The sequence below is a fragment of the Mycobacteroides immunogenum genome, assembly GCF_001605725.1.
In the GTDB taxonomy this organism is placed as follows: Bacteria; Actinomycetota; Actinomycetes; order Mycobacteriales; family Mycobacteriaceae; genus Mycobacterium; species Mycobacterium immunogenum.
The window spans coordinates 2,939,582-2,952,155 of sequence record NZ_CP011530.1 but is presented as its reverse complement, the minus strand read 5'-3'; the positions used below and the strand labels follow the sequence as shown (position 1 = coordinate 2,952,155).

Sequence of the window (12,574 nt, the reverse complement as noted above, 5' to 3'; positions counted from 1 at the left end):
GGGCGGGCGCCGCGCGCCTCACTGGCCCGGTTGCGGCGGACGCCACCAGCCGGTGGCCAGCGCGATCTGCCGTCCCAGCTCCTTGGTCATGGTGCGCATGTAGGTGGCCGAGATGTGGTGAGAATCGTGGTATACCAACACGTTTCCTTCAACCACCCGGCATTTGTCGGGCCGGCAGACGGCCCGGGTCATGTCCAGGATCTTCAGCAACGGGAACCGGTTCGCGATGGCCAGGGTCGGATTCACATCATCGAGCGCGCGGTTGCGATCCATGGCGCACGAGTCGGCGTTTCCGCCTGCCGAGATGCAGTCGGCGGCGGTGTACGTGGTGCCGTCCTTGTCGATGAGCCAAGGCGTGTCGCGCATCCCCAGGACCGGGATACCGGCTTCATCGAATGCCGACCAGATGCCCATATAGCTTTCGGGCATCACATCGCCGTCGCCGAATGCGGACCGCGGCCGGGTGGTTGTGGTGAAGACGTAGTCGGGGTGTTCGTTGATGAGGCGCGACATCACCTCATCAACCCATTTCTTGCAGTCCGGATACGGATCATTGGACCCGGCGATACGTGGAACTTCTTCGGTGCTGAGCGGGCAGCCCATCTTCAGATAGGTGGTGATCTTGAAGTTGTGCTGGCGCCCCAAAATGTCGAGCGCGGTAATCCAGTGCTCGGCGTGCGAGCCGCCGGCCAGTGCGATGGTTCTGGTGGCATGCGGGTTGCCGTAGGTACAGGTGATCACCGCGCGGTTGCGGAAGTCACTGATGCAGTCCTGCTCGGTGGTGATCGGCAGGTCATCGGAGGCCTCGAGCGTGGTGGGGCGCATCGGTAGTTCGGGTACCCGATCGCCGTACAACAGCGCCCCGGCGCCCGGGTAGTCACGGGGGCGCAGACCGGAGAGCTCCTTGCCGTTGGAGCGCTGCACGGTGACATGCTCCAGCCAGGTGAACGAGGTCGCGGTCAGTGCCACCGCCATCAGCACTATCGCGGTCCCCAGCGCCAGCGTGGGGCGGCGCAGACGGGCCCACAGCGATGAGGTCTTGGGCATGACCCGGGCATAGCGCAGGGGAGTCTCGACGTACTTGTTGGTCAGATAGGCCAGTGCCAGTGAGATACCGAGGATGGCGGCGCCTTCCCCGAAGGAGACCTTCGGCTCACCGGTGTAGACCAGCCAGTAGACCAACAGCGGCCAATGCCACAGATACAGCGAATACGCCAGCGCGCCCAGCTCGACCAGGGGGCGGGTGGCCAGGAATCGGTTGGCCACCGGCTGCGGGGTACCCGCGGGCAGGTTCGCCGCGGACAGGATGAGGACCAGGGTGGCAACGACGGGCACCAGGGCCAACGGACCCGGGAACTCGCGCACACCATTGATGAGTGCGCCGCAGGACAGGATCACGGCGACAGCCACGACGCCCAACAGCTGTCGCAGCCACATCGGCCAGCGGGTGCTGGCTACCAGCGCGCCCACCAGTACGCCGAGCAGCAACTCCCACGCACGGGCGAAGGTGTTGTAGTAGGCGATCGATTGGAAATCGAGATGCGCGTAGATCGCGTATCCGAAGGATGCCGCGGACAGGGTCGCGATCACCGCGATCAGTACGGTGCGGATATGACGGCCCAGAGGCTTGCGCAGCATCACTGCCAGCAGATAAACCAACGCCAGAAAGCCGACATAGAACTGTCCCTGCACCGACATCGACCACAGATGCTGCAGCGGGCTCACCGACTCGCTGGCCGCCAGATAATCGGCGGCGGTGTTGGCAAGCTCCCAGTTCTGGTAGTAGCCCAGGCTGGCCAGGCTCTGCTCGGCAAACGTCTCCCAGCGGGTTTCCGGCTGTACCAGCACGGTGAGCACCGCGCAGGCCGCCAGCACCAGAATGAGTGCGGGCAGCAACCGCCGAACCAATCGTTTCAGCACGGGCACCGGGTTGAGGGAAGCTCCCTGTGTAGTCGCTGTGCGTAGTAGCTTGCTGCCGTAGAAGAAGCCCGAAAGGGTTAAGAAGACGTCAACTCCACCCGACACCCGGCCGAACCACACATGAAAGACGGCGACCAGAAAAATTGCGATACCGCGCAAGCCATCCAAGTCGTAGCGATAAAACGCCTTGTCGCCCTTGGTTTTTGGGGTAGCGTCCATCGCCGCGGTGGGTGGCACCTCGGGATCTGTCATTGGCTTAGTTGCTGAGACGAAGAACATTTTCGGCCCCCAATGTACCCATGGTTGCCGAGAGTCTTGGCAGTTGCGCGCCAACGGCGTGTGCGCGTGAGGCGAATGACCCGCTCGCGCGCGGCTGTGACAGGCTCGCTGACTGTGCCGAAGTTGACACCCGATGAGGTCGAAACCATCGATGCCGCACATCTATGGCATCCGTACAGCAGGATCGGCGGCCCCGACACCGCGCAGCGGCCGCTGGTCGTGACGGGCGCGCACGGCCCGAACATCACCGTCGTGCGCGATGGACAGCCGGTCGAGGTAATCGACGGGATGAGCTCCTGGTGGTCCTGCATCCACGGCCACGGGCACCCGGAATTGGACCGCGCGGTGACCGAGCAGGTCGCCTCGATGAGTCATGTGATGTTCGGAGGCCTCACCCACGAGCCCGCCGCCCGGCTAGCCCAGCTGCTGGTCGAACTCACCCCGGCAGGGCTGGAGACGGTGTTCTTCTGCGACTCCGGATCGGTGTCGGTGGAAGTGGCCATCAAGATGGCGTTGCAGTACTGGCGCAGTCTTGGACTGCCCGCCAAGCACCGCCTGATGACCTGGCGTGGGGGCTATCACGGCGACACCTTCGCGCCGATGAGCGTGTGTGACCCGGAGGGTGGCATGCACTCGCTGTGGACCGACGTTCTGGTCGAACAGGTCTTCGCCGAGCGTGTGCCCAGTGCCTACGACGACGAGTACATGCGACGTTTCGAGGCGCAACTATCCGAGCACGCCGCCGAACTCGCGGCGGTCATCGTCGAGCCCATCGTGCAGGGGGCGGGTGGGATGCGTTTTCACGATCCGCGCTACCTCGCCGAGCTGCGCGCGATGTGCGATCGGCACGGTGTACTGCTGATCTTCGACGAGATCGCCACCGGCTTCGGCCGCACTGGCGAGCTTTTCGCCGCCGATCATGCGGGCGTGAGCCCCGACATCATGTGCGTAGGCAAGGCGTTGACCGGCGGCTATCTGACCCTGGCCGCCACCCTGTGTACTGCCAAGATCGCACAAACCATCAGTGAGAGCGCCGCGGGTGCATTGATGCATGGGCCGACCTTCATGGCCAATCCGTTGGCGTGCGCGGTGGCGGTCGCATCCCTTGAGCTGCTGCTCTCCGGTGATTGGAAAGCGCGGGTGGCGCAGATATCGGCGGCCCTGCACGAGGGACTGGCCCCGGCCGCGTCACTCGACGGTGTCGCGCAGGTGCGGGTTCGTGGCGCGATCGGTGTCATCGAGATGGCCCAGCCGTTAGGGGAGCAGGGCATGCGGATCGCCACAAACGCCGCACTCGATGCGGGAGTGTGGCTGCGCCCCTTCCGGACGTTGATCTACACCATGCCCCCGTATATCTGCGATGACGACGAAATCCGCAGGATCACCGGCGCGATGGTGCATGCGGCGATGGCGGTCTCGGCTGACATCGGGCAGCGAACGCAATGACGAGATTCTCCGCGCGTGCGCTAACCTGAACACCGTTCAGGAGAGGAGGTGCCGGTGGTCGAGGCATCATCACCGCTTGCCTGGTTGGATGAGGTAGAGCGTCAACGAGAAGCGGCGGGGCTGCGTCGGCGGCTGCGTACTCGCAGTGCTGCCGAGCCCGAGATCGACCTGGCCTCCAACGATTACCTGGGTCTCTCCCGGCACCCGCAGGTCATCGAGGCCGGTGTCGAGGCGCTGCGGATATGGGGCGCTGGATCCACCGGTTCGCGCCTGGTCACCGGCAACACCGAGCTGCACGAAGCGCTGGAGCACGAACTCGCGGCCTTCATGGGTGCACAGTCGGCGCTGGTGTTCTCTTCGGGGTACACCGCCAATCTCGGTGCGGTCGTGGCACTTTCCGGGCCCGGAACGCTTATTGTCTCGGACGCGCGCACCCATGCCTCGTTGATCGACGCCTGCCGTTTATCGCGGGCACGTGTCGTGGTGACCCCGTACCGCGACACGCACGCGGTGGCGGCGGCGCTGGCACAACGCCCGGAGGATCGGGCATTGGTGCTCACCGACGCCGTCTTCAGTGCCGACGGTGCGCTGGCCCCATTGCTCGAACTTCACACGGTGTGCCGTAGCCATGGCGCGGTGCTGCTCGTTGACGAGGCCCACGGGCTCGGTGTGCGCGGACCGGGCGGCCGTGGTCTGGTCGCTGAGGTCGGTCTTGCCGGCCTGGATGACCTCGTCGTCACCGTCACACTGTCTAAGGCCCTGGGCAGCCAGGGTGGTGCCGTGGTGGGATCTGAGGCGGTGCGCGCGCACCTCATCGACGCCGCGCGTCCGTTCATCTTCGACACCGGGCTGGCCCCTGCCGCGGTTGGATCGGCGTTGGCGGCGCTGCGCTTGATGGCCGATGAGCCCGAGCGGGTACGCGCCGTCCTCGACCACGCGGTGACGCTGGGGCAGTGGTGCGGTGTGCCCGACAGGCCGGAATCGGCCGTCGTACCGGTGGTGCTGGGCGACCCGACCGTCGCGTTCAACGCCGCCATGTCGTGTCTGGAGCAGGGCATCCGTGTCGGATGTTTCCGCCCGCCCTCGGTGCCCGAGGGCCAGTCGCTGCTGCGGCTGACGGCCCGCGCCTCACTCACCGAGACAGATATGGATCGTGTGCACGAGGTACTCGCCGGCGTGCTGGCGCTGGCCCGCCGGTGACGATCCTGTTGGTCACCGGCACCTCGACCGGGGTGGGCAAGACGGTGGCGACGGCGGCGCTGGCCGCGGCAGCAGTCAGTCAGGGCATCGATGTCACGGTGTGTAAACCCGTGCAGACCGGCGAAGACCGCGATGCCGACGAAGTGGCACGGCTCTCCGGGGTGACGCGAGTCGAGACTCTGGTGCGGTATCCCGAACCCCTGGCACCGGTAGCCTCGGCCGCGCGGGCGGGTCTGGAGCTGCTGGACCACGTGCAGATGGCCACCGCGATCTTCGCCCTCGATCGGCCCGGCGCCTTGACCTTGGTCGAGGGTGCCGGCGGCCTCTTGGTGGAGCTGGCGGCCGGGGGTAAGACATTGCGTGATCTGGCGATCGTGCTGGACGCGCCGGTCCTGGTGGTGACAACAGCAGATCTGGGCACCCTCAATCACACCGCTCTGACGCTGGAAGCCCTTGCCGCGCAATCTGTTCCCTGCGCAGGACTGGTGGTGGGCAGCTTTCCCGCGGAGCCTGATCTGGCGCAACGGCTCAACCGTGAGGATCTGGCACATCAGTTCCAGACGCCGGTGCGTGCGGTGATTCCAGAGGGTGCGGCGCGTCTCATGCCGGCGGTGTTCGCCGAGCTCAGTGTCGCGCTGTTCGATCCGCAGTGGATCGCCGCGCTGGTGGCCTAACCGATCTTGCTGGATTCGCGGGCCAGCTGGCCGATGCCGTCCATCAAAAGACGTGTGCCGAAACTGAACTGTGCGGTGGGATCGGTGAATCCCGCGCCGTCGGCGAGGAAGAATTCGCCGTCCCCGAGCGCGCCCGCGGAGTCCCATTGCAGCCGCGACTGTTCGTCGGCCACGTAACCGAGCACGTAATAGACGATGCTGCGGGCGGCGAGGGCTGCGGGGACCTCACCCAGACCTGCGGTGGCCGCGGCCTCGGCGAGACGATCGAGCACAGCGATCATGTGCGAAGTCTGTCCAGACGCGAAGCTCGCCGACACCAACTCCGCGCCGTCCTTGTGCGAGAGGAGTGCATCGCGCAGTGCCGAGCACAAGTAATCGATGCGTTCCTGCCAGGGCACGTCACGACGGTCTGATTCGGCCAGCGGGGCCAGCACATGATCGGCGACCGCGCCGAGCAACTGCTGCTTGTTGGCGAAATGCCAGTACAGCGCGCTTGGCGCGATATCGAGCTCGCGGGCCAGCCGGCGCATCGTCAGATCCGCGATCCCGTAATCGTCGAGAATCGCGGTGGCCCGGCGCACCAGGTCCTGTCGGTTCAGCGGAGCTGCGCGCCCCTTGTTTGGCTCAGTGATGGCCATACTCTAACCTGAACACCGTTCAGGATTGAGTATCAGGTTTGGACCTAGTGAGGAGCGCTGCGTGACTGAGACAGCCGAGCTGACAGCCGCGACGGACGCCGATGTATTGGCCGTCGCCCGTGAGCAGGTTTTGGAGCAGGGCGTTGGCCTGACTCAGGACCAGGTACTACGTGTCCTCCAGCTTCCTGATGATCGTCTTGAGGAACTACTGGCGCTTGCCCACGAGGTGCGGATGCGCTGGTGCGGGCCAGAGGTCGAGGTCGAGGGCATCATCAGCCTCAAGACCGGTGGCTGCCCTGAGGACTGCCATTTTTGCTCGCAGTCCGGTCTGTTCGCCTCCCCGGTGCGCAGTGCGTGGCTCGACATTCCAAGTTTGGTCGAAGCGGCCAAGCAGACCGCCAAGTCCGGTGCCACCGAGTTCTGCATCGTGGCCGCCGTTCGCGGGCCCGACGAGCGGCTACTTGCTCAGGTTGCCGCCGGTATCGAGGCGATCCGCAACGAGGTCGACATTCAGATCGCCTGCTCGCTGGGCATGTTGACGCAGGAACAGGTCGATCGGTTGTCGGCGATGGGCGTGCACCGCTACAACCACAACCTTGAGACGGCCAAGTCGCACTTCCCGAATGTGGTCACCACGCACAGCTGGGAGGAGCGTTGGGACACGCTGAAGATGGTCCGCGAGGCGGGCATGGAGGTCTGCTGCGGCGGCATCCTCGGCATGGGTGAAACGCTGGAACAGCGCGCGGAGTTCGCCGCGAACCTGGCGGAGCTGGAGCCGGACGAGGTTCCGCTGAACTTCCTGAACCCTCGTCCCGGAACGCCCTTCGGAGATCTCGAGGTGCTCCCGGCCTCGGACGCGCTGCGTGCGGTGGCGGCCTTCCGCTTGGCATTGCCGCGCACCATGCTGCGGTTCGCCGGTGGACGCGAGATCACTCTCGGTGATCTGGGTGCCAAGCAGGGCATCCTGGGCGGAATCAACGCCGTCATCGTCGGCAACTACCTGACCACGCTGGGCCGTCCGGCCGAAGCGGATCTGGAACTGCTCGATGATCTGCAGATGCCGATCAAGGCGCTGAACAGCAGCCTGTGACCAATAGTCTGTACCTCATGGGTACCGAACCGGTGGCTGCCGGTAAGTACAACGTGTACACCGGGATCGAGATCGATGGTGGCGTTGCCGGTTCGATACTGCCTACCGCGGCTCAGCTGGGACTGGAGCCGCCACGCTTCTGCGCGGCGTGTGGACGGCGCATGATTGTGCAGGTGCGGCCGGATGGCTGGCACGCGAAGTGCTCGCGGCACGGCGAGGTGGACTCCAAGCAGCTTGAGCAGCGATGAGTGCAAGCGAAGACCCGGCGGTCCAGATGAACGCAAGCGTAGAGCCGGCGATTCCGGTGAGTACTAGTGGGCAGCCGGCGGCTTCGGTGAATAGCGTTGCCGCGCCGCGTTTCTCGCACTTGCGCGCGGCGGCCGTGGTTTTTGTCGGGTTGGCGTTGTCCGGTGTGCTGGTGGGGGCGCTGTGGAGCGCCATCGCACCCGGTATTCACGGTGCTATCGCCGATACCCGCGATAACGGACGGGTGTTCGTGCACTTGGGCAATCAGGCCGACAACTTCTTTGTCGGCACGACCCTGCTCGTGGGGATGGCCACCGTGGTTGCGGTCATCGTGTCCGCCGCGGCGTGGCAGTGGCGGGCGCATCGCGGCCCGATGATGGTCGGCGCACTGGCTCTCGGCGCCTTGGCATGTTCGGCGGTGGCGTCGGGCATCGGAGCAGTACTGGTCCGGATGCGTTACGGCGCATTGGATATCGCCGGTGCTCAGCTCGGTGAAGGGCACCGGATCAAGTACGTCGTCCAGGCCCCGGCGGTTTTCTATGGCCACACCGAGGCGCAGATAGCCGTCACGCTGGCGCTCGCACCGTGCCTGGCCGCTGTGGTCTACATGTTCTGCGTGGTCGCCTGTGCCCGTGATGATCTGGAGGCCTGGCCACCCGCGCCGGTACCTATTTATCGCGCTCCGGTGGCCGTGCCGCCCGTTGAGGGTGCTAACTCGACGGTCTAGCGTCGTCGAGCCGCAATGACCGGGCGGTGCTGCGGGCCGAGTTGATGACCGTCGCGGTATCCCAGACGGTATCTCCGGTACCCGGCATGGCATCGGTCATGGTGTGCCCCCATGAGCTTTCCCATTGTTCGGGGAAGCAGCGTGCAAGCGCATCAAGCATGATCGGGACCGCGGTCGACGCGCCCGGCGAGGCGCCGAGAAGTCCGGCGATGCTCCTGTCGGCGCTCACGACGAGTTCGGTGCCCTGCTGCAACACTCCGATATGTCGGGGATCCGGTTTGATCAGTTGTGCCCGTTGACCCGCCGGGAAAAGTTTCCAGTCGTCGGATTCGGAGCCGGGGTAGTACCGCCGAAGTTGCCTGAGCCGCTGGCGCGGACCCGCGATCACTTGCCCTACCAGGTATCTCACCAGATCGAGATTGTGCAGTAGCGCGGCCGCGATCACGTGCAGGTTGTGCCAGCGGACTGTGGTGAAGACGTCGGTCCACCGTCCGTGTGTGAGCAGTTTGGTGCTGAATGTCGCGTACGGCCCGAACATCAGGTAGGACCGTCCGCCGATGACACGCTTGTCCAAGTGCGGCACCGACATCGGTGGCGCACCCACGGGGGCTTGTCCGTACACCTTGGTGGCGTGCTGGGCCACCAAGGTCTGATTGTCCGAGCGCAGGAATGCGGCGCCGACGGGCAGCACGGCGTAGCCCCGGACCTCAGGAAGTCGAGCGCGCTGCAGGATCCACAGCGCCTGCCCACCCGCACCCACGAATACCTTGGGTGTGCGTATGGCGAAGTCTCCATGGGAGTTACGCCCGGTCACCAACCAGGAGCCGTCAGCATCCTGGCGCAGAGCACGGACGTGGTGACCCAATCGGACCTGCCCACCGCGGTCGGCGACGATGCGTGTCAGCGCGGCGGTGAGCGCACCGAAGTCGATATCGGTGCCGTCCGGGTGCAGGGTGGCGGCGATAGGTTCATTCGGGACGCGACCACGCATAATCAGCGGAGCCCACCGTTCAATGGTGGCGGGGTCATCTGTGAATCGCATGCCGGTGAACATTGGCTCCGCGGAGAGCGTTTCGTACCGTTTGCGCAGATAGTCCACATCGCGGCGCCCGAAGACCACGTCCATGTGCGCCGCCGGGTGGATGAACGCGTCGGGCCGCAGTAGTGCGTTATCGGCCAGATACGACCACCACTGCCGACTGAGATGAAATTGACGAGCAACCGCGGCCGCTTTCGCTCCATCGCTGGCATCGGGCATGTAGTTGAGCTCGCAGAAGCCAGTGTGTCCGGTACCCGCGTTGTTCCAGGGGCCGCTGCTTTCCGTCGCCAGTTCATCTGCCCTTTCCAGCAATATGATTCGCAACTCGGGTGCCAACACCGACAGCATGGAGCCCAGCGTCGCGGACATGATGCCGCCGCCGATGAGCACGACGTCGGCTTCGACAGGTGATGTGTCGGGCGCACTCGGGATTCGGGTCATACGGTCACGATCCGCCGTTCTCATTCGATCCGTCCAATGAATGATTGGGCAAGTATCATCCATAAATGGATCAATGGACATCGCAGCTGGCTCCGCAGCTACGGGCGCTGGTTGAACTTGCCGCTCACGATGGGCACATGACCCAGGCGGCGCTTGCGCTGGATATCCCGCAGTCATCGATGAGCCGCCGCATACACGCGTTACAGGCGGCTTTGGGGGTGCCTTTGCTCATTCACGACGGTAGGGCTGTGCGGCTCACACCGGAGGCGTGCCGGCTGGCCGCCCGCACGCGTGAGCCGTTGGCCGAGCTCGAGCACACGCTCGCTGAGCTCACCGGGGGCGCAGATGGTGAGCACGGAACCGTGCGGTTCGGCTTTCCTCTAACCATGGGATCTGGGCACATCCCCGATCTGTTGGCCGCGTTCCGGCATCGGCACCCGGGCATACGGGTACTCCTCAAACAGGCGCATGGCACTCAGTTGGGTGCCGAACTGCTTACCGGCCACCTTGATCTCGCCGTGGTGATTCCAGCGCCAGAACGTTTGCATCACAACCTGATTGGGGTTCAGCGTATACATCTCGCGGTCCCCGAGGATCACCGGCTGGCCGGAGCGGCGCGAGTGGGTCTGGATCAGCTCGCCGGCGAGACGTTCGTGGCAAACCCGCCCAGCTACAACCTGCGGCAACTTACCGAAATGTGGTGCCGCGCTGCGGGCTACACCCCCAATATCGCGATCGAGGTAACCGAATTCAGCACCATCCGCGAGCTCATCAGTCGCGGCCTGGGCGTGGCCCTGTTGCCGCACGATGACCGCACACCCCCGGGCATCCGGGAAATACCGCTCATCGGCGGCCACTACCATCGCTCCATCGCGCTGGCCTGGGGAACTGCCACTCGCGCGGCATCTACGACGAGTCTGGCCGACTTTCTACTGCACAATTTTTCGCAGCACGCTGTCAACAGCATGGTGACCCGCGAGGGCTAGTGGTGGCTGCCGCCGCCTGACTTCGAACCTTCACCACCGGATTTCGATGAGTTGCTGCCGGAACCCGACGATTTGCTCGCCGAATCATGGGCGGACGCGGTGCCGGAGGATTTTGTGTTCGAGGTCTTGGACTCGGAGGACTTCGTCTCGGAAGCCTTCGGCTTGGAATCCGTGGTTTTGGTGTCGGACGTCTTCGTATCAGTTGTCTTCGTGTCGGCGGTCTTGGTGCCGGTGTTTTTGGTGTCGGTGGTCTTGGTCTCGGCGATCTTCGTGTCGGGCGCGGCGGCGTCCGTCCTCTGGGTATCCGATGTCTTGCCCTCGGATACCTTGGACTCGGTGCTCTTGGCTGCCGGTGCCGACGATCCCGGCTGCCCCGAGGTTGTCGACTGCGAGACGGGGCCCCGGACAATGCCCTGAGCGCTGATGGCTCCATGCTCGGTCGTGCTGGCCGTGGGCACCTTCGCCTTGACCGTCTTGTCTTGCTTGTCGACGGTGGTGGCGCCGATTGCCGGCGTGGTCTCCTTCGTCGAATCCTTCTGGTCTTCAGTCTCCTTTACCGGCTTGCTGGTCTTGACCGGCTCCCCGGAAGTCCCCGCGGCGTCGGTGGAGGTGGCGCCTTCCTTGGGTGTGTCTTTGACGGTTTCCTTGGTGACCTCGGTTGCCGCGATGGCGGTCTCCTTGCCGTCCGCCTTGGGCTTGTCGCTCGCCTGTTTTTCTACGGCGGGGACAGTCTTGTCTTTGGCGGGCGTTTTGCCGTCGCTGGATTCCTTCGAGTCCGGTGTCTCCGTGGCGCCGGTGGTACCAGCGGCCTCGGTGGTCCTGCCGTCTTCCTTGGAGATTTCCTTGGTCGGCTCTTTGCCGGATTCGGTACTGGTTTGTGTTGCGGTGCCGGCCTTTTCCGCGGTCGTAAGCTTCGGGTCGGTCTTCGTCAGGCCCAATGCTTCGGCGAAGTGCGCCTCGGCATCCTTGAAGGCCTTGGCGAATGGCGCCAATGCCTCGTGGACCGTGGCGGACGCCGCTGCGTCGGCCGGTGTCGTCGCCTGCAAAGCCAGGCCGGGCAGCGGCGGTAGGGGAGGCAGGAAGTAGCGCACCTCGGCCCAGGCCAAGTTGATGACGGAATTCACGATGTCACCGCCGAACCGGCCGAATGAATTCACGATGTTGGAGAAGCTCGGGTCGTTGATGATCGGGTCGACAAGGTTGTAGACAAAGCTGTTGGCGATGGGGCGCACCAGGTTGTCGTAGACGATGCCGATCTGGGCGCTGACGAGTCCGCCGATCACGGGAACGAAGCCCGCGCCCCACTGTGCGAGATTGACGCCATAGTCAACCCAGTATTGGACGAACTGGTAGGCCTGATCGATCCCGTTGGTGATGGAGTTCGCGACGGCGGGGCCCGCCGTCGCCGAGGCAGATGCCGGGCGCGGTTGAGCGGCCGCGCCGGTGGGCGCGGGTGCGGCCGCTCTCGGCTGTATCGCGGACGTGAGCGGGCTGATTGGCGTCAGTGTGCGGGGGAGGGTGCTCGCCCCGGGCGCGGCAGCCGCGGGAGGCGAGAGCGGGAGTTTCAGTGCGGCCAGCGGGCTGACGGGAACGTCGGCACTCTGCGGTGTGAACGCAAGCGAACTCAGGCGCACCGTGGCGGATCGGATGTCGGGCAGTGAGATTGCTTGCCGTGTGGGTGGAGCCACCGTGGGCGCGACCACCAAGGTGGTTGCGGTGATAGCGGCCATACCCGCCTTGAACAAGGGATTGGCGGTCCGGTCCATCTCACTCCTCGGTGTTCTGTTGTGGCGACCCGGACGTCAGCGTACGTGGTGCGCTGCCCCAGTGTGGCGCGCCCGATGCGGGAGTGTCGCGCAGCAACGTGACAACAACTGCCTCCAATGAT

11 protein-coding genes are annotated in these 12,574 nt (G+C 64.9%); 7 read left to right on the top strand and 4 right to left on the bottom strand.

Translation table 11 applies throughout. From position 1 onward, the window contains the following. Positions 1-18: 18 nt before the first annotated feature. Positions 19-2,199 (bottom strand): acyltransferase family protein, encoded by a 2,181-nt coding sequence (locus ABG82_RS14410; RefSeq protein ID WP_043075659.1) that lies wholly within the window; start codon positions 2,197-2,199, stop codon positions 19-21. 123 nt (positions 2,200-2,322) lie between these two features. On the opposite strand from ABG82_RS14410, the gene ABG82_RS14405 reads away from it, so the two are divergent. From ABG82_RS14405 to bioD, 3 genes are read left to right on the top strand one after another with little or no spacing between them, the layout of a single operon-like run. Continuing rightward, positions 2,323-3,645, top strand: a complete 1,323-nt coding sequence (locus ABG82_RS14405) for an adenosylmethionine--8-amino-7-oxononanoate transaminase (RefSeq protein WP_162269259.1) — start codon at positions 2,323-2,325, stop codon at positions 3,643-3,645. 54 nt (positions 3,646-3,699) lie between these two features. Beyond that, positions 3,700-4,845: an 8-amino-7-oxononanoate synthase gene (locus ABG82_RS14400; protein ID WP_043075807.1), complete on the top strand. Its 1,146-nt coding sequence runs from the start codon at positions 3,700-3,702 to the stop codon at positions 4,843-4,845. After that, positions 4,842-5,519 (top strand): dethiobiotin synthase, encoded by a 678-nt coding sequence (gene bioD, locus ABG82_RS14395; protein ID WP_043075661.1) that lies wholly within the window; start codon positions 4,842-4,844, stop codon positions 5,517-5,519. The genes ABG82_RS14400 and bioD overlap by 4 nt, the downstream gene beginning before the upstream one ends. Here bioD and ABG82_RS14390 read toward each other — a convergent pair. Further along, a complete protein-coding gene (locus ABG82_RS14390; RefSeq protein ID WP_043075662.1) occupies positions 5,516-6,157 on the bottom strand; it encodes a TetR/AcrR family transcriptional regulator C-terminal domain-containing protein in 642 nt (213 codons plus the stop codon). The two genes, bioD and ABG82_RS14390, sit on opposite strands and share 4 nt — an antisense overlap. A 61-nt stretch (positions 6,158-6,218) precedes the next feature. On the opposite strand from ABG82_RS14390, the gene bioB reads away from it, so the two are divergent. From bioB to ABG82_RS14375, 3 genes are read left to right on the top strand one after another with little or no spacing between them, the layout of a single operon-like run. Then, positions 6,219-7,247 carry a biotin synthase BioB gene (gene bioB, locus ABG82_RS14385; RefSeq protein ID WP_078343206.1) on the top strand — a complete coding sequence of 343 codons (1,029 nt, stop codon included), beginning with the start codon at positions 6,219-6,221 and terminating at the stop codon, positions 7,245-7,247. Further along, the gene (gene bsaP / locus ABG82_RS14380) at positions 7,244-7,495 is read left to right on the top strand and encodes a biotin synthase auxiliary protein BsaP (RefSeq protein ID WP_043075663.1); all 252 of its coding nucleotides are present in this window, start codon (positions 7,244-7,246) and stop codon (positions 7,493-7,495) included. The genes bioB and bsaP overlap by 4 nt, the downstream gene beginning before the upstream one ends. After that, on the top strand, positions 7,492-8,220 hold the full coding sequence (locus ABG82_RS14375; RefSeq protein ID WP_043075664.1) for a DUF2567 domain-containing protein: 729 nt from the start codon (positions 7,492-7,494) through the stop codon (positions 8,218-8,220). The genes bsaP and ABG82_RS14375 overlap by 4 nt, the downstream gene beginning before the upstream one ends. Here the strand turns inward: ABG82_RS14375 and ABG82_RS14370 are convergent. Further along, positions 8,204-9,700 carry a malate:quinone oxidoreductase gene (locus tag ABG82_RS14370; protein ID WP_043075665.1) on the bottom strand — a complete coding sequence of 499 codons (1,497 nt, stop codon included), beginning with the start codon at positions 9,698-9,700 and terminating at the stop codon, positions 8,204-8,206. The genes ABG82_RS14375 and ABG82_RS14370 overlap by 17 nt on opposite strands. A 65-nt stretch (positions 9,701-9,765) precedes the next feature. Between ABG82_RS14370 and ABG82_RS14365 the strand changes: the two genes are divergently transcribed. Then, positions 9,766-10,686, top strand: coding sequence for a LysR family transcriptional regulator (locus tag ABG82_RS14365; RefSeq protein ID WP_043075666.1), 921 nt, complete (start codon positions 9,766-9,768; stop codon positions 10,684-10,686). On the opposite strand, the gene ABG82_RS14360 is transcribed toward ABG82_RS14365, so the two are convergent. Further along, positions 10,683-12,452, bottom strand: coding sequence for a hypothetical protein (locus tag ABG82_RS14360; RefSeq protein ID WP_043075667.1), 1,770 nt, complete (start codon positions 12,450-12,452; stop codon positions 10,683-10,685). The genes ABG82_RS14365 and ABG82_RS14360 overlap by 4 nt on opposite strands. Between the last annotated feature and the right edge of the window lie 122 nt (positions 12,453-12,574).